The organism is Micromonospora sp. NPDC005174 (assembly GCF_040608495.1).
Classification (GTDB): Bacteria; Actinomycetota; Actinomycetes; order Mycobacteriales; family Micromonosporaceae; genus Micromonospora.
On record NZ_JBEXIJ010000013.1, the window covers coordinates 143257 to 161856 of the forward strand.

Here is an 18600-nt window from a genome sequence, read left to right on the forward strand (position 1 = left end):
GGTTGGCGTGGATGGGCCTCCGACGGTCGGGCAGGGCGCTTCCCGGCTTGCTGGGGACGTGCACCCGTCGGGCGGGCCGGGCGTTCCCCGGGTTGGCGTGGATGGGCCTCCGACGGTCGGGCAGGGCGCTTCCCGGCTTGCTGGGGACGTGCACCCGTCGGGCGGGCCGGGCGTTCCCCGGGTTGGTGCGGACGGGCACCCGGCGGTCGGGTCGGGCACCCGGGTCGGTGTCGACGGGCCTCCGACCGTAGGGCCGGGCGTTCCCCGGGTTGGTGTGGACGGCCCCTCGGCAGTGGGGCCGGGTGCTGCTCGGGCTGGTGTGGACACGCCCGCGACGGCCAGCCCCGGTAGTTTCCGGGCGGGTGCTCCGGAGGTTTCGTCGAGCACACGGATGCCTCCGGTCGGAGACCAGGTCGGCCCGGCAGGCCCTCGAGGCGTCCTGGATGGGCCGCCGACCACTGGCTCGGCTGGTGCGCGGATGGCTCCTCCGGATGTGGCCACCTCGCCGCACGGGGCTCAGCCGACCGGCGGTCCAGCACGAGAGGCTGCCGCGACGGCCAGGCCGGGAACGGGCCGGGTCGGCGATCCACCGCGTACGGCCAGCGGGGAGGCGCCGTTCTCCGGCAGTCGTACCCTGGGTGGGTCTGACGAGGTGGTGGTTTCACCGCCGCGCGACGCGGTGGTCGCCGGGCCGAGTGTCGGCGTCAGCCCGCACTCGGTCGGCGCACCCCCCACGCTGCCACGGGCGGCCGTGGGGCACAGTGAGCCGCCCACCGCGATCACCGTCTCGGCGGCCGACGCGCTCAAGGTGCCGCGTGCCGATCCGTCCCTGCCGGGCAAGCTGCCGGCGGTCTCGGCGCCGGTGCCCAAGCCGTCCGTCACCACCGCGCGGGCGGTGGGTTCCGAATCGTTCTCCGCTGCCGGTGTGGGTGCTCGCGAGGTACCCACGCCGTCCACGGCGGGCGGTGTCTCGCGGGTGACGGATGGCGCGCCTGCGGCCTCGGGCGCGAGGTCGGGTACGCCGGCGGTTGCGCCGCGGTCACCGGAGGCCGGTCGCCCGACCGGCGGCGAACCGGTCCGCAGCGCTCCGATCGATCGGTCCGAGATCCGGTCCGACGCGGGTGGTGCCCGCCCGGCGCGCGGGGAGTTGGACACGGTCGCCCGCAACCTGTCCGACCGCCATACCGAGCTGGTCTCCGCCAAGGCCGAGCGGGCCGAGCGGATTCCCGATCCGAAGGAGGCGGCGGCGTCGCGACGGGTCGCGTCGATGGCCGAAGCGCGCACGCAGTTCATGTCGTCGGTCCGCGAGGGTATGGCCGCGCAGTTCGGGCCGCACGCCGGTCGGATGGCCGGCCAGAACCTGCAGACCCTGGAGCGCTTCGCCGCGTACTTCGCGAGCGAGGCCGGTGTGGCCAAGGAACTCCCCGCGATCCGGACGATGATCGGCAGGGACTTCTCGGCGACGATCCAGGGTGAGATGGCCGGAGCCGTCAAGACGGTCGCGGCGGACATCGTCCGGCGGGCCGGCCTTCCCCCGTCCAGGTTCGAACCCCTGGTCAATCGCCTGGGCAGCACCAACCGCGCAGAGTTCACGCAGGCGATGGACGACTTCCGCAACGCCATTCGGGACCACCGGACCGAACAGGCGCGCGGTGGGCGGTACGACGTCGCGAGTGACCGGCCGACGACCCTCGACCAGGCTCGGACGACGTTCGACGCGGACGCGAAGGTGACAGCCGCCCGGGACGCCCGAGCTGCGGCCGGCGAGCGGAGCGATCCGCAGTTGACGCGTGCGGCTGACGACGCGGCCCAGGTCATGCGGCAGGTCGAGACCGAGGCACGGAACTGGGCCGCCGCCCGCGACAAGGAGTTCACCAGTCTCGGCAAGGGCCTCGGTAAACAGTTCGCCGAGGAGCGCTATGCGACGGCCCACGTGCAGCGAGAGCAGCGCGTCGAGTACCGGCCGGGCCAGAATCCGGCGCGGTCGCTCGACGACGCGGTCGCGCACATCAATAAGCGGTGGGAAGCGGCTGTCGACAGTGCGTCGACCGTCCAACGCTTCCGACCGGACGCGGATGCGGCGTTCAACGCCGAGGTACGGGCCACGCGCGACATCGCCGGTCTGACCAAGGTGGCGGGGGCGCCCCGGCTGCGCTCCCTGGAGTCGTTGCCCGAGAAGGAGGCGGCCGAGTGGCGGGCGTCGTTCCGTAACGCCGTCGACAACGAGTTCGAGCGCGTCTGGCGGCCGGTCTACGAGGCGGGCCACGGGCCCGGCAGTGCCCGATTCCAGGCCACCGAGCAGGTCTGGGCAGCCCGATTCCAGGGCATGCGCGAGCAGCTACGGGTCGACGGCTTCGCGTACCACGAATTCCAACGCGTGGTCGACGACATCGCGGAGGCCAGGGCCGACCTCGCCTTCCGCGGTGGCTCCGCCGGCGACGTCAGCCGAGCCCTCCAGGTGATTCGCGAGAAGTACCACACCGAGATCGGCGACCTGGTGCGCGGGATCGGCCGCCGAGGGCCGGACCTGGCCCGGTGGGACGACCTGACGGTCCGGATGCAGACCGAGGTACGTCGAGCTTTCACCCCGGAGGCGGCCGCCGGGCGTCGACCGGTCGAGTCCGAGCGGGTCGATGGCGACCCGTTCACCGAGCAACGGCCCGTGTCCGACGGCTCGCCTGCGTCCGCGCTCCACCCTGATCTGGTGGCTGTACGCGACCAGGCGATCCGGGACTTCGCCAGCCTGGATCCGCTGTCGCAGGCGAAGCTGCCGAAGAGCATGCTGGACCGCCTCGAGGCGACCTACGTCCACGAGCGGCTGACGGCGTACGACGGGATCATGCACACCGGCGACGCTCGGGTTCCCGTCCAGGTTCTCCATGATCTGCGGGTCGAGGCCCGGTCTGCGGCCGGCGACCCGGGAGCGTCGGTCACGCGTCGCGCACCCGAATCGTGGACCGAGCATCGTCGGCAGATCAGCGAACTGTTGAACGGACGCGGACTGGCGGTGACCCCGACGTCCGGCGGTCTGGTCGTCCACGTCGACGCCGCCCAGGCGGTCGCGGACAGCGCCGTCGTGCGGGCCACCAGAGAGCTGGGGGAGTTGCCCGACGGCCTCCGGATCGTGGCCGGTCCGGGTGTACGGCCCGAGGTGGACCTTGCCGGCCTGGGTCCACTGGCCCGGGACGGCGTGGTGCTGTACGCGCCGTTCCTCGACGACAGCGCGCTGGTGGGGGTCGCGCGGAGCACCGGGTTGCCCGTCTCCTTCCGGAGCCGCCCGGCACCCGGTGACGCCGTCGCCCATCCGGTGGACGCCGCCGGCGTCGCCACGCTGCAACACCTCGCCGTCGAATGGCGTTCCGGGGTGCCGGCCGTGGACGCGCCGTTCGGGCTGACCCCCGGAGCCCGGCCCGGCCTGTACCGGCTCAGCGAGGGCTGGACGCTCGAATCGCACTCGTGGGGCGTGTGGGCACGTCCGCCGGAGGTGGCGGTCATCGACGCGTTCCGTACCCGGCTCGGTGAGCTCAACGGCGACACGCCTGTGGTGGTGGGTGCGTCCGGAAATCACGTCCCGGACGCGGTGGTCAGCGAGATCCACCACCTGGTGGATCGGCTGCCGGCAGGTCAACGGCCCGGCGTCACCTGGCTCAGTCGTCCGGGGGCCCACGAGACCATCGAGCAATTGGTCGACGGTTCCGCCGACCCGACCACGCTGACCCGCACCCAGAAGTACGGGGACGCGTTCGACCTCGCCGAGACCCGGCGGCTGGTGGGGGAGCAGGCCGGCCGCGACTTCAGGGCGGTCGAGCCGAACGTCGACCTGCCGTCGTCGGCAGCCGTGGACAAGCTGCTGCGGGCGTACGAGGCGGACGCCGAGGCGCTCATCACCAAGTACCTGGGCGGCCGCGACGGTTGGCACGGGCACGCCGACGCAGTGGGCTTCAGCCGCGAGTACGACGAACTCCGGTCCACGCTGTCGGGGCGTTTCGACGCCCAGGTGCGCTGGGAGACGCGGGCCAGCGAGGTCCGCCGTGCCGTCGAGGAGGCGTTCCACCGCGACGCGGGCCTGCGTGACCGGGCCGCATTGCTCTCGCAGGCCGGTCCGGCGCAGACGGGTGAGCACATCACCGCGTTCTGGGAACGCTTCTCCCCGACGGCGGCCAAGGCGATCGACGACCTGGCCAAGGGCGGCTCGCACGCGGACCTCGCGGCCGCCGTCGACGCCCGAATCACCAGCCTGGCAACGGATGCGGAACTGCGCGTCGACACGTACCTGACGGGCAACTCGGCGCTGACGAAGGGAATCGCGAAGAGCCACGCCATCGGTGACGAGATGCGACCCGGTGGCAACGCCATCGCGGACGAGATCGTCGCCACGCTGTCCAGCCAGACCCGGCATGCCTTCGACAAGGCGTTCGGGCCGGACGGCGTGTTCGGGGTGGAGCGGTGGAAGCCGGAATCCATCTTCGCCGGGTCCGCCGAGGCGCGGCAACTGGAGGACGTCTTCGCCCCGGAGCACCTGGCCTCCGTCGAGAAGCGGGTGCGGGGCGCCTTCGAGTCGCTGCTGCGCATCGACCCGAACATCGAGGGCTCGGTCGGCCTGCCCGCTCGCCTGACCGCCGCCCATCACGCGTCTGCACGGTTGGAGCAGGCCGCCGCCGCCCGGGCCGAGGTGCGGAAGGCTGCCGGGCTACGACCTGATCTGACCCCGCAACAGTTGGCGCGGTTTGAGGACGATCTGATCGCCCGGCTCGACGACGGCCTGCACACCAGCAGCCCTCGAGACGAGGTCGACGGCGCCGCGCCGCGTGGCGCGGCATCACCGGCCGAGGCAAGGGCGCGCTTCGACGAGTTGACCGGCGACCGTCTCGCCACCGAGCTGGACGTGCTGGCCGAGCCGCACACGGTGCGTTTCACCCGGGACACCCTCCTGCTTCGTCTGGACGACGTGGCAGGCCCGCTCGACAGCGCGAGTCTCAACCGGCTCGGCACACGGCTCTCCGCCGAGGTTCGGCGCGCTTTCGACGAAATCCATACCCCGGGCCGCCCACCTGAGCAGGCGCACGAGGCGTGGGCACGCAAGGTGGACGAGATCCGCGCCGGCTTGTCGAGCCGGGTGGAAGCCGAACTGGATTCGCTGGGCAACCTCAAGAGTGCGGCCCAGGAGTTCCACATCATCGAGAGGTTCGCAGCATCTCGTGCCGGGGCGCCGCTGCGTTCCGATGTGGTCGCCGACCTGGCCGCCGCGCATCGCGCCGATTTCATGGCCGCTCGCGCCCGCAATCTGCGGATCGACTCCGAGCGGACCACCTGGCTCGCTGACGAACATCTCACGGGGGACCAGTACGGCAGCCACCTCGCCGACCTGCGGCGGGATTCGTGGGCAATCGACCTTCAGTGGCGCCTCGACGGCGATCTGCGCGCCGCGGTGGACCGCATCGGCGTGCGGGGCGTCGAGCGGGCCGAGCCCGAGGCCGCCGCCGCGGCCATTCGGCGATCCTTCGCCGACGAGATGCACGGAGCGCGATACAGCGACAACTTCACCAGCGTATGGCAGAAGCGGTACCAGAGCCTGAGCGATTCGGTCGACACGCAGTTGACGGTCGTCATGATGGAACGCCGGATCAAGGACGTCGCGGACGACTTCCTTGCACCGCATGCCGGCGAACTTCCCGACACGGAGCTGCGTCGCCTCGGCGAGGTGGTCAGCAAGGAACTCGGCGCGGCGTTGCGCCGAGAGATCCCGCACCTACCGTCCTCCCTCGGTTCCGCCGAGCAGCAAGCGTTGCTGCGTGAGATTCGCCCGGCGGTGCCGGCCGATGTGAACCGGACGCTCCTCGCGGAGGGGATCAGCAAGCCGGTCCGCAAGCTGGTGTCGGACACCGTGCGGTGGACGGCCGACAAGCTCTCGGGTCCCGGCAGAGTGCCGACGTCGGCGGAGGCGGGCTTCGCCGGTGAGGTGAAGCGGGCCCTCGCGCAGCTCGACGAGTCGATCGCCGAGGTGCTGAGTCGACCGACACCGGCCCTCACCGACGCCTCGCGGGCCGCCTCGGCTGCCGCCGTACGGGCCGAGGTGCTCGCAGAGCTGAACGGATTGCACCAGCGGAACTGGAAGTTCGACCGAGGTCCCTGGGAGCGCCAGTTCGACGACACGGTGCGGGACATCGGTAGGCGAATCGATTCACAGCCGTTGCGTCAGGAGACCGAGCACCTTCTCGTCGCCAGTCTCGACCACGACGTGCCGGAAGCACTTGCCGCGCTGAGCCGCAACTCGGTCAGCATCGGGGCGTTGGCGGCGGCGGGGGAAGCCTTCACGAACGCGGTGACCACCGAGTTCCGGAGGTTCGCGGCTACCCCCACGTTCACCCTCACCCAGGTGCACCAGTGGAACGCGCAGTACGGCCAACTGATCGGGTCGTTCGACTCGTGGGTGACCACCCACCTCATCGGTCAACGGATCGAACAGCTCGTGCACCGGCACCTGCGCCCGGAGCCGGGCACGACCACCGAGGTCGACGCCGACCGGCTGGCCCACGTCCGGCAGCGGCTGCAGCAGGTGGTCACGGACACTCTCGCGCCGTACCTGACCACGGCGGGGCACGCCACCCTGCCGCCCTCGATGGGTGCGCAGGAACAGGTGCGGCTCGCTGGTGACATCGGCAAGCGGCTGGACGAGGTGGCCAGTGCCGAGGGTGTGGCCCCACTGAGCGAGAAGATCGTCGACTCACTGCGTCAACATCCCGTGTCCGCCCGGACCGGGGCGGGCCTGGCTGCCGAGCGTGCGGCGCTGACCCGTCAGGTTGAGGAGCGCTTGCAGGGCGTCCTTTCGGCCCACGAGCCGGACCCGGTGGTGACGGAGGCTCGTTTGGCCCTCGTCGACCGGGTGCGGCAACGCTTCGACGCACTGGCAGAGAACAGCTTGGCGTTCGACCGTAAGGCGCTGGCGAGCAAGGTGGACGACGACCTGGCCGGGGCTGGGGAGTTCGTGGCGGAATACGTCCGCCGGGCCGAGGGCCGGACCGCCGTACACCGTCGTGTCGCTGAGGCCCTGCGCGACCTTCCACCCCCGTCGATGAGAACCGTCACGCAGTTCACGGCTGCGGTCATCCAGGAGTTCGACCGGATTCATCCGGTCGACGGCCGGTACGGCGAAGCGGAAGCCGCAGCGTGGCACGCCCGCCTCGACGGCATGGTCGGGCGGTTCGAGTCCTGGCTGGTCACTCACTCGGTTGGTGTCCGGGCCGTCGAGAGGGCCGAGAACGCCGAGCAGGCTGCCGCGGTGCGCCAGGCGCTACGGCCGTACCTCGACCTGTCGTCGACGTCCCCGTTGCCGGCCTCGATGGGTCCGCGCGAACAGGAGGTGCTCGGCCGCTCCCTGCTCGCCGACGCGACCCAGGATGAGCGCGACGCGTTCGCCGAGGAGTTGCGCACGACGCCGGTACCGACCCGGCCGGGGAACGATTTCGCCACCCGGCGGGCCCAGATCGAGGAGCGTCTGGACATCGCGCTCGCCCAGACGAGGGCCGCGATCAAGAACCAGGCCCGGTACCAGGGTACGAAGGCTGCCCGGCATCGCTGGGGGAGCGGACCGTTCGGCATCGAGGCGGGGCGTGTCGTACTCCGGCACCTCGGCGCCGCGATCGAGGAGCACCGAAGGGAGATTCTGGCCGCCGCCGACGCGGGTTTCGAGCAGGATTGGAGGTTCGCGCCGTCCTTCGACATCACCTACGCGATCGCCACGTCGACGAGCGCGGTGACCTCCCGCATGATCCGGGCGTACGCCCTGGACGAGTTGCAGTCAGAACTCGCTGTGGACGTCGTCGGGCCTGCCGCCGCCGCGTTCCGCACGGCCGTGCTCCGACAAATCACCGCCAGCGCTCCTGCCGGGAAGGAGTTCGGCGCCACCCAGTACGACGCGTGGCAACGGGAGTACCGGCAGCTCATCACACGCTCCCAGGCATGGCAGACCATCCGTCTGCTGGCAGACCGAGCTCATCAGCTCGCGGCCGGCCGCGGCGCGCAGAACAAGCGCTCGCGCCGGTTCGCCGCCGCGATCGAAAAGATCGTCACGCCGTACCTCGACCTCGGATCCCGCCACCGGGTCAGCCCGGCGCGGTCCCTCGGCCGGAACGAGCAGGAGCGCCTGGTCGACGAGCTTGCCAGGGTCATTCCGGCGCGGGCCGCGGAGAAGTTGAGGAGGATGGTGCACCGCGACCTGGTGGCCTCCGACCCAACGTGGGCGAACTCGTACCACCCCACGGATTTCGCGCACGAGTGGATCCAACTCGACAAACGGCTGCAGTCCGAGGTGCCCGGTACGGACGAGGCGCGCATGGCGTTCCGGGAGGACCAACTCCGCCGCTTCGACGCCGCCAACGAGGCGGACTGGAACTTCGACCGGGCGGCCTGGAGCGTTGAGCTCGAGCAACGGCTGGCGGCGAAGGACGACTGGATCGGGTCCCGGGAGCGCCGGGCCGAGGCTAGGACGGACTTCGGCAACGCCCTCGACAAGGCACTGGAAACCGCGCTGGAGAAGCTGCCTGGCGTGGCGACCACGCTGGCGATTGGCCTTACCGGGCCGTCACGCCTGGTATCCGCGGTACGGGCCGCCGGGGAGTTCCGGCAGGCGGCCATGAACGAGTTCGACGCCACCTACCCGCCGGGGTCTCGCTTCGCCGACGAGCAGACTGGTGAGTGGCAGCGGAGGCTCGACGTGTTGACCAGCCGGATCAACGGCTGGCTCGCCATCTGGCAGGTCGGCAGCCGGATCGTCCAGGGCCTGCGCGAAACCGCCGCCGCCGCCCACGGCGTCGACGAGGCGGATCAGGGTCCTGTGGGCCAGACGGTTGATCGGCTGGTCCGTCACATCGGGAACGCGATGGACGCGCACCTTTCGCTCAGGTCCAAGCGGTACCTCCCGTCCGTGCTCACGCCTCAGGAACAGGCCGACTTCGCCGCGTACCTGGTCGGGCACGTCAGCACCAAGGACCTCGCAGAGGTCGGGTTCGACGGCGATGTGGGCGAGGCTGCGCGGCAGTGGCTGCGCACCGATCCGGTAGCCGTGCCGCCCGGTGACGACCTCGCAAGTAGCAGGGTTCAGCTCCAGGAACGTCTGGACCAGATCCCCGGTGACCCCGCTGCCGTGGCGGCGCTTCGGGAGGACGTGCTGGGTGAATTCGACACGGCACACGCGCGGTGGTGGAACCTCGACGTCGAGGCGTGGCCAACGCGGCTCACGACCCGGCTGGAGGACGCGCCGGCATGGCTCGACGCGTACTCCAGGTGGACCGAGACCCGGGCGGGCATCGCGACCGCGCTACGACCGCAACTCGACGCGGCGAAGGCGCGGTCGGGTCTGACCACGGACGAGGCCGCCGTCGCCGCCGACGCGTTCGTCGACGCGGTCATCGAGGACTTCGACCGGCGATACCCCTCGCACACCGTCTTCGCAGCGGACCAGCAGACGTGGTGGACCAACCGCGTCGGCAAGATCCTGCCCCGTCTGGACGCGTGGCTCGCCGTGCGGACCATCGCCGAGCGGGCTCGGGATCTCGCGCCGACTGTCGATGCTCAGGCGGTGGACAAGGTCCTGCGGCCGTACCTCGACGTCGCCGTGATCGAGGACCTGCCCGCCGGGTTCGGTCCGGCCGAGCGTGACGCGCTCGTCGAACGGATCGTTCGACTTGTCGTCCGCAGTACGGACGCTGCGGTCGTGGATTCGTTCCGCAACCAGGTGCCAGCCCGGGAGGGAGTGGGCTTCGCGGCCGAGCGCGCGGCCCTGGACGAACGCGTGTCGGACCTGCTGCGGGACCACGGGGCGGAATCCGAGGTGGACGCCGCTGCAGAGGCCGCCGCGGCGGCGTTCCGGGCGCAGGTGTTGTCCGACCTCGACGCCAGGTTCGCCCGTGACTGGAACTTCGACCGGGGGCGTTGGCGGCAGGAGTACGACGCCACCGTCAGTGGAAGCAAGCGTTGGCTGGACGACTGGGCGGCGGGCGACCGGATGCGGAGCGCCGACCGTGACGCGCTGGAACGGACGCTCGACGACAACAACCCCGGCCGGCATTCCCGGGAGCTGATTCTCGGAGCCTTCGATCGGCTGTACAACAGCCGCAGCGGCTCCGCGTCTTCCATCGGCCAGGCCCGCAAACGCTGGGAGGCCGAGCAGAGCCGGATCCTCGACGGCCTGCCCGAGTACCGGCAGCGTACCGAGCTGACCAGCAGGCTGACGGACGATGTCGGCGCCGTGGTGGCCGACCAGCACGCGCGCTGGCGGGAGGCCGATGTCGCCGACTGGGAACTCGACCAGTTGGCCGAACTCGGGCAACGTCTGGTTGCGGGGCTTGCCGCGGCACGGCTGGCCGGAGCCCTTCCCGGGCACCACTCCACCCTTCCGGTGGCGGACCTTGCCCAACAGCTCAAACGTACCGTCGGCGCTTGGGCCGACGAGGGCCGGATCAGTCCGGCGGTGCGTACGCTCGCCGCCAGCCTGCGTGCCGCGCTGATCGGCGAGGTGCGTGACGCCCTGGGCGACCCCGAACCGACGCCGGAGGCCTCGGCCCCCGCCGTTGCGCGGTTGACCCCGCCCGACTTCGCCGATGGTTTCCGGCGTCGGGTGCTGGGGATGACCGCCGGGCCACTTGGAGAGCCGCACGCGGAGATGGAGCGGGACTTCGTCCGCGAGGCGGAGCGGATCTTCGACCGGCCGGCCAGCAGCGTGTCGGAGGCGTCGGCACGCGCCGACTATCACGATCTGATCCTGCGGTTCCGGCAACAGGAGCCCTTCTACGAGCGGGTCGTCGCGTTCCGACGCAGGTCCGGGGACGTGGCCGAGGTACGCGCGCGGTGGGACGGCGGGAACCCGCAGCTCGTCGACCAGGTGGTCGCGGAGTTCGAGCAGGGCGTACGACGGCTGGCCGGCCAGGCCTGGTCCGCCGCCCAGTACGAGGCGTCCCGGGTCGACGCCGCCGCCGAGATCTTCGAGCGCCAGCACGCCGTGCTGATCGACGCCGCCGACCGGCGGATGACCGAGATCCGCGAGGCGGAGGAGCTGCGGGCGCGCGCCGACGAGCTGATCACGACGCAACTGCGCGACTTCGAGAACGAGCACGGAAATCTCGACCCGCAGGCGCGCATGATCGCCCGCTACGCCGCGCAGACCCTCGTGGTGCCCGCCCATCGCGATCTGGGCGCCGACGCGGTGCAGGCGCTGCACGGGCAGTTCCGCCTTGCCGGCGCGTACAGCCGGTTCCTGGCCGACCTCCCCGCCGGCGCCCCGCAGGCCGTGCGGCGCGACGGACTGGAGGCGTACGCCCGGCTGATCGGCGGGCCTGCCGACTCGGCGGATCACCTCGAACGGGTGCTGGCGTCCCTCGCCGCCCAGGCCCGGCGGCAGGCGGTCGCCGAGGTGGTCGACCCGATCCCCGAGCACCGGACAGTCCCGACAGGCGACGAGCGCACGCCCGCCCGCGACCAGAGGACCGAGGCCCGTAGGGAGGAGAAGCGGCGGGCGCGTGCGGACGAGCTGATCGAGATGTATCTGCGCGTCTCCGAGGTCAAGGACGGTGACCTCGACCCGCAGGCGCGGGAATTGGCGTACGACGCCGCGCGGGCCCAGGTGGTGACGACGGGTCACGAACACCACGCCGACGCGATGCAGGTGTTGCGGAGGCTGACTCCCCTCGCCCACGAATACACCCGTTTCGTGGCCGACCTTCCGGACGGAGCGCCGGAGGCCGTGCGGCGCGAAGGACTGGAGGCGTACACCCGGCGCCTGACCGACCCCGCCGACTCGGGGGATCAGCTCGCAGGGGAGCTGGCGGTCCTCGTCGACCAGGCCCGACAGCCGATCCTCGACGAACGGATGGCTGTCCGGGCGTCCGACCCGGACCGGCTGGGCCGAGCGCTCAGGACGGTGCCGGCGGGCGAGGAGCGGACGGCGCTCGAAGGCTTCCTCCGCTCCCGGGTGAACCAGGCGAGCGCGGAGTTGGCCCATCGCGTCCGGATCGCGGCCACCGGTGCCCGCTTCGCGCCGGACCGGGTCGGCGCTGCCCTCGATGAGTTCGGCGCCGATCTGGACCGGGCCGCCCTGGACTGGGCGAACAACGCGGCCCTGCGGGCGTTGGCAAGGAGGCCCGAAGGGCGCGAGTTCCTGCAGCGGCCCAGTATGGGCAGGCTGGACACCATTCTGTCGTCCCTCGCCCGGGACGCCACCCCAGACGCGTTGGCCACCCTGCCGTCGCTGCTCGCCGCGCTGCCCGCGATGGGCGTCGATATGGCGGTCGTGCGTAGTCTTCTGCTCGACGTCGCACAGTTCCTGGAGGGCGACGCCGCTGCTTACGATGCGGCCTTCAAGCGGGCTGCCTTCGTGCGGGTGCGGTCCCGGGGCGCGCTCATGGAGTTCGTCATGGCGCTGCACGTCCTCAACCCCCGGATGATCGAGGACCCCCGGATGATCGAGCTGGGTAACCGGATCATGGACTGTTAGTCGCCGGTGGACGTCGGGTGTCCCTCACACGAGGACTACGGGACGCTCCCTGAACCGCTGCAACCTCGGAGTATGGCGGAAGACGGCATGGACGGGCTGCTGCGGCAGGCCCAGGAACTGCAGCACCAGATCGCCTCCGTACGGGACCAGATGGCGGTCCTCGAGGTCACCGGCACCGCCGCAGGGGGCGCGGTCGCCGTCACGATGACCCCGACGGGCGAGGTCAGAAGCCTGCGCATCGACGACGAGATCGTGGCCGCCGGCCGCGCGGAGGTCGAGGACACGGTCCTGCTGGCGTTGCGGGACGCGGCCGCTCAGCTCCGCGAGCAGGCCACCGAGCGAATGGCGGGCCTTCAGGACGTGCTTCGTTCCACAGGTCGGTTCTAGAGCCCGCCGAGATCGAGGAGAACCTGATGGAAGAGCAGTACGAGTTCGAGCCGGTCCGCCGGGCGGAGCTGGTCCGGGCAGGCATCGAGGTCCCACCGGTGGTGGACTTGACCGGACCACCCTCGGCGCTGATCGAGGCGGCGGTCGACGAGGTGGACGAGGCGGCCCGGTCGGCGGTGGCCGAGCTGCCCGGGGCGGTGGCACTGTGGCGGGCGTGGCGCACCGGTCCCGGCCCGGACGTGACTCGGGTCCTGCTCATCGAGGTGGACCGGCCCGACGATGACCCGTCCGAGTTCCGCAGCCGCCTTGCAGAGGCCACGGCATCCGACAACGGCACCCTGGTCGAGCTGGTGGGGACCGACGCGGAGGCATCGCCGTATCAGCGGCAGATCCGGCGCGGCGCGGCGCTGCTGTGGGCTGCCGAGGCCGGGGAAGGCATGCGGATCGCGCGGGCCTTCGATGTGGTGGATCCGGTCACTGGCCCGGGGTTCGCCCCGGAACACGAGCGGCTTGACGAAACTGAACGCGACGCCGTGCTGCGCTACCTCGAGGATGCTCCGCTGCTGCTCACCTCGACCGAGCGGATGATCGACGTGGTGGACCCCGAGCGCGGCAACGTCGTTCCGTTGGATCACCGCACCGATGGGGTGTGGGTATGGACCGACAGCGTTCCGTACTACCTGCGTCACCACGAGCTGGCGCCCGACCCGGAGTTCCTGGCGGCGATCCGGGCCGGCAACTACCTGCTTTCCCCGGTCACCGACATCGGTCGGCACCGCGCGTTGGCCGAGCTGTTCCGGCCGGTCGACGTCGCACCGGCGTGGTCGGTCTGACCCGTCGGTGAGCGGAAGGCGTCGGGCCCGCGTCGGGCCCGGCGCCTTCCGCCGTACGTGGTCAGGGCTGGATCAGCAGTTCAGAACGCCCGCCGACAACAGGCGAAGCTCGTCGGTGTGGTTCTTCATGGCGGGTTGCAGGCCGGTGATGGCGTCGACCCACTGCTTCTTCTGCTCGACGGTGAGCTTGCCTCTGTTGGCCGCGATGAAACTCTGGGCGTTCTCGAACTCGCCAGCCTTGATGTCGCCGAGCACGGTGAGCACCGAGACCGAGATGTCGGTGACACCGACGGCTTCGACCATCGCTCCCAGTCGCTCGGTGGTGAGGCCACCGTCGACAGGCATGTTGAGCTGACCGGTGGTCTCCAGCCGGCCCACGGAGTCGAGCAGCACCTTGGGCCGTAGCGCCTCGTCCGCGCCCGCGTAGTCGAAGACGATGTCCGCCTGACCGACCGCGCCCAGCTCGAGCACCGGAGCGAAGATGCCCAGCTCCGGCTGACCGGGCACCCGCTCGATCATCTTTTCGACCTGGGTCCGGGCCGCTGTCATCCGCTCGGCCGACCACTGCTCTTCGAGTCGGTGGAAGACCTCGCGACTCACGGTGAGGTCGGGTGCCCAGATCAGCTCGCCAAGGGCGTCGTCGACCCGAGTGACGGCCTCGGTCGGCCGGGCCAGCCTGGCCGCCGCGTCCAGGACGCCGGCGGTGATCCTCTCCCAGATGTCGCTGGAGTTCTCAGAGCCACCCTCCCGCAGCCGGGTGGCCACCTTCCAGCGGTGATCCACCTGGAGGCCACCCAACCCCGAGCCGTCGGTCTTGTTCAGGGTCGGATGCAGGACTGTCGCCCCGTACCTGGCCACCACGTCGAGCAGGTCGAGGTCGGCCCTGCCGCGGCTGACCACTACGGGCAGTTGCTCACGTTGGGCGAACTGTTCGAGCAGGTTGTTCAACGCGGCGACGTCCTTGGCGAGCGCGGCCTCGCCGGGTCCCGGAGCGCCCAGCAGGATCACCGGGTGCTCGGCATCCGCCGCCTCGGCCAGCTGGTTGATGAGCCGCTGCGGCGCATGCCTGCTGTTCGAGGAGATGACGTGCACGTCACCGTGTTCGGTGACACCGTGGGCCAGCCGCAGTCGCCAAGTCGGTGGACCAACCGCCTCGGTGGGCATGACCGGCTGTTCGGTGGCAGTGGCCGCTTGTCGGTCTGCGCTGTCGAACAGGCGTTGAATACGCGCGGGGTCGGGTAGGCCGAGGGCGGTCAGGTCGGTGACGGCCGGGAGGTCGGCCCCCGTCAACAGATTTCCGTCGTCGGCGGTGAGAGCCACGCCGGTCTCGACTCGGGCGCGCGACAGCCTCGGGCCGTGCTGCACGACCATCGGCGTACGGCCTGACACCTGTCCGTCGGCGGAGGCGTCGCGGATCTCCCGGAAGCCGCCGGAGACAAGACGGAACCGGCCGTCGTCGCCGAGCACCGTCGGTGAGATCACCACCTCGGTCAGGTCGCTCGCAATGCCAGGTACGACCTGTGCGACCCCGCCAGCGGCCAGCACCCGTCTGTTTCCGGCGGGTAGCAGGGTGAACAGGCGGGTGGCGAAATCATCCAGTGCCGTGGCGCCGGCCCGGGTTACGGCCAGATCGCAGATGACGGCGACGATATCGCGACCAGCGGAGTTCGGGTCGGCGACGATCAGGTCGCGCAGTTGTTCGTCCGTGATGAGCTGGCCGTCGATCACCGGTCCGGCGGCGGTGCCGTCGATGAACACCGGGTACTCGTTGTCGCCGGCCCGGAACTCGCGTGCCGCGTCGATGAGGTGCTGCTGATCCCGGCCGAGCAGGTAGAGACCGGGCTGATCGCCGGGGAGGTAGACGGCGACGTCCTGCGGCGAGGCGTGCACCCCGCTGGGTGCGACGGTAGCGGCATATCTCCGTGCCCGTGCCCTCTCGGCGTAGCGATCCGTGTAGTGGGTGTCGAACGACTCCGGATCGGGAGCGAGAACCGGTATCGGAACCGGCTGCAGCACCGGATGTCGCAAACGGGGCAGGAGGTGTGCATGGACCTGCTCGCGACCGTACGCGTAGAGATCCCTCGGTGTGTCAGTTACGAAGGTGTAGGCCCTGGTTACCGCGTTCATCTCCGCGATGTACCGCCCCGCCCGCACGGCGGTGGGGTACAGGGGCCACGGATCCACCACGAGCGCGTTCGGGTGTCCCAGTGGGCCGAGCACGAGGAAGACGTGAGCGCGAAGCTGGCCCCGATCGACGACGTTGCCGTACACGAGCGTGATCGGGACGCCAACCATGTCCGGCCTGGCGAAGAGTTCGGCGAGCGCCACGGCCGCGTGTTCGTCGCAGAGGCCGGTGCGAAAGTAAGCGGCCATGAAGGCTTTGGTGCTCTGGAACCGGAGCGGGTCGGTGTCGTTCGGAATCTTTCGGTACACGGGTGCCCGAACGTGGTGGACCAAGGCGACCGCGCCATCGTTGTAGCGCGCGATGATCTCGTCGTTGTTGGCTGGGCCGTAGCTGAGCTTCTCCCGTACCCGTCTGATGACGCCCTCGGCGACCCCGTGTGAGGTGTCGAGCCAGGCCCTTTCCCAGGCGAGACCGGCTTCGACGGCGGCGATCTGGGTTTCCAGATTGGTGGCGGAAGCCATCACTTGGGTGGCCTGCGTTGTCAGCCTGGTGTCGAGTTCGTGGAGAATGGTCGTCAGAGCGGTCAGAGCGCCTTGCGGCCCACGGAAGTGAGCGAGCAGGCTGTTGAGCACACCACTCTCCTGGGGGGTGCGGTAGTGACCCTGCGCGGAGAGGTGCAAATACTGGATGATCTGGTCGAAGGTCGGTAGGTGCTGGGGATGAACGTGCGGGCGTAGCCCAGGCAGTCGAACGCGCTGGTTCAGGTCCCTGCCGATATGCGCTACCACGTGCCGCGCCTGGCCGGCCGCGTCATTGAGCTCTCTGGTCCGCGTCCAGAGGCCGTCTCGGGCCGACTTGGCGCGTTGCACCAGGTCGGCACGGACCCTCTCGATATCGTCCGCTCTGAGGCGCTCGAAGACGTTGGCTGACATCTTTGCCGGGTCGGAGTGCTGAAGTGCGTCGGCCGCGTGGAACAGCATGCCGGCGTGCGCCAGCGCGCGGTCACCTGCCTGCGTGGCCCACGTGACGATGGCCTCCGCCGCGTTGGCCGCAGCGGTACGGGCAACCTCAACCCCCTGGTACGCCTGGGCGAATGTGTAGGAAAACGGCACACCGACCGCGGTCGAGTCGACGGCTGTGCCGATGCCGGTCAATTCCCGCACCGTCTCGGTCGTCGGCGCCTCGTCACCGGTGAGCACCGCACCGGATGCGTCGGTGAGGCGTACACCGTCTCCCCCGCGTGTCCTGGAGAGTGCGGGCCCGTGCTGGGTGACCACTGGGACGCGTGCCGGGGTCGTGGTGGCCAGGGCATCAGCGCCGGTATAGGTGCGGATGCCGCCAGCGACGAGCCGGAACTGGCCGTCGGGGGTGAGGTCCGTGCTGGTGACGAGCACCTCGGTGAGTTCGTCGGACTCAACCGGTCTAGGTTGGACCCAGGCGGTGCCCCCCATCGCCACGATGCGGGGGTACTCGCGTGGCAACGCCGCGAACAACGCGGCGGCGAAATCATCGACGATTGTGGTCGACGAGGCCGCGTCACACTGCACAAGGATGATGGTCCTGCCCCGGGACAGGGGGTCGGCAGCGATGAGATCGCGTAGCTGCTCGGCCGTGACCAGCCGGCCCCCGACGACCGGGCCGGCCGGGGTGCCGTGCACGAACACCGGATATTCGGTCGAGTCCGCCCGGAAGTTCTGGGCGGCGTCGATCTGCGCGGTCTGGTCGGGATCGAGCAGTAGGAGGCCGCCTCGGCCGGCCAGGTAGACCGCCGCCGCCGTCACATCCGGGTGCACTGCCGGCACGGCACCGGCGAACGGCTCCCGCAGGACGGCGGCGGCGTCCAGCTCCGCCGAGACGATGGCCGGGCCGACCTCGATCGTGGCTGGGTGGCGCGGCAGGGTTGCGGCCTGCGCGCCCGTGGGAGTGTCACGCAGCAGGGCGACACCATCGGGTGAGCGCACTGCCAGCAAGTCCTCGGGTGCGTCGATGCCGGCCTGGGTGACCCGCACCCGCGTCGCGTGTCCGACCGCCAGGTTCGCCAGATCGCGCCAGAGCCCCTTGATCCCGCCCTCGACGGTCCGGAACTCGCCGGCCGCCACCTCCGTCAGGTCGATACCGGCGAAGCGGGCGTCGACGATGGGTAGCGGCAGGCCAAGCTCGACCCGGTCACCAGCCAGGCGGACCTGGCCGGGCATCGGTGGTCCCGGGACGATCCGACCGAGGTCGTGACCGAGTTCGGCGGCGGAGTGCTCGGCGACGAGATGCGTCGCCGGCAGCACCAGCACGTACTCCGCGGTGGCTGGTTCGGCGGGAATCCCGTGGGCGTCGATCGGCAGCACTCGGTCACTGGTCGAGCCTGCCAACGTGTTGCCGGGTACGCGGACCGGTAGTCGCAGCGCGTCGGCGCGGGTGATCGCCGCGTCCAGATCCAAGTCCGCGGCGACCGACATCGGCGGGGCGTCCACCGCGCGGGCGAGCACGCCCAGCGGTTGTGCCAGCAGAGCCTGCGCGGTCATCTCGGGGGCGGTCGCCCCCGAGATCGAATGGATCAGGTGCAGGCCAGCCACTGGCTCGGCGAGACGCACCTCGGGTGGGAGGGCGGTCTTGTCCACGCTCAGGTACTGACCGGATCGCACCCACGTGGTGACGAACTCGAGACAATCCACATCTGCGCCGTCCGCCACGCATGCCTCCGAACACCAGGAAATTTCAGCCTCCCAGTAGGGGACGGAACGGCCGTAGTCCTCATGTGTGGGACACGACGTCCC

At 70.6% G+C, this 18600-nt stretch carries 4 protein-coding genes; 3 read left to right on the forward strand and 1 reads right to left on the reverse strand.

Features of this window, described 5'->3' with window-relative positions:
- Positions 1–478: 478 nt before the first annotated feature.
- The 3 genes from ABZU91_RS16950 (at position 479) to ABZU91_RS16960 (ending at position 13707) form a co-directional block, all read left to right on the forward strand.
- On the forward strand, positions 479–12487 hold the full coding sequence (locus ABZU91_RS16950; RefSeq protein WP_355240662.1) for a hypothetical protein: 12009 nt from the start codon (positions 479–481) through the stop codon (positions 12485–12487).
- A 72-nt stretch (positions 12488–12559) separates the two neighbouring features.
- Positions 12560–12874 (forward strand): YbaB/EbfC family nucleoid-associated protein, encoded by a 315-nt coding sequence (locus tag ABZU91_RS16955; protein ID WP_355240665.1) that lies wholly within the window; start codon positions 12560–12562, stop codon positions 12872–12874.
- A gap of 26 nt (positions 12875–12900) precedes the next feature.
- On the forward strand, positions 12901–13707 hold the full coding sequence (locus ABZU91_RS16960) for a hypothetical protein (protein ID WP_355240668.1): 807 nt from the start codon (positions 12901–12903) through the stop codon (positions 13705–13707).
- Positions 13708–13779: 72 nt separating this feature from the next.
- On the opposite strand, the gene ABZU91_RS16965 is transcribed toward ABZU91_RS16960, so the two are convergent.
- Complete coding sequence (locus tag ABZU91_RS16965; protein ID WP_355240671.1) at positions 13780–18516, reverse strand: hypothetical protein; 4737 nt, start codon at positions 18514–18516, stop codon at positions 13780–13782.
- Between the last annotated feature and the right edge of the window lie 84 nt (positions 18517–18600).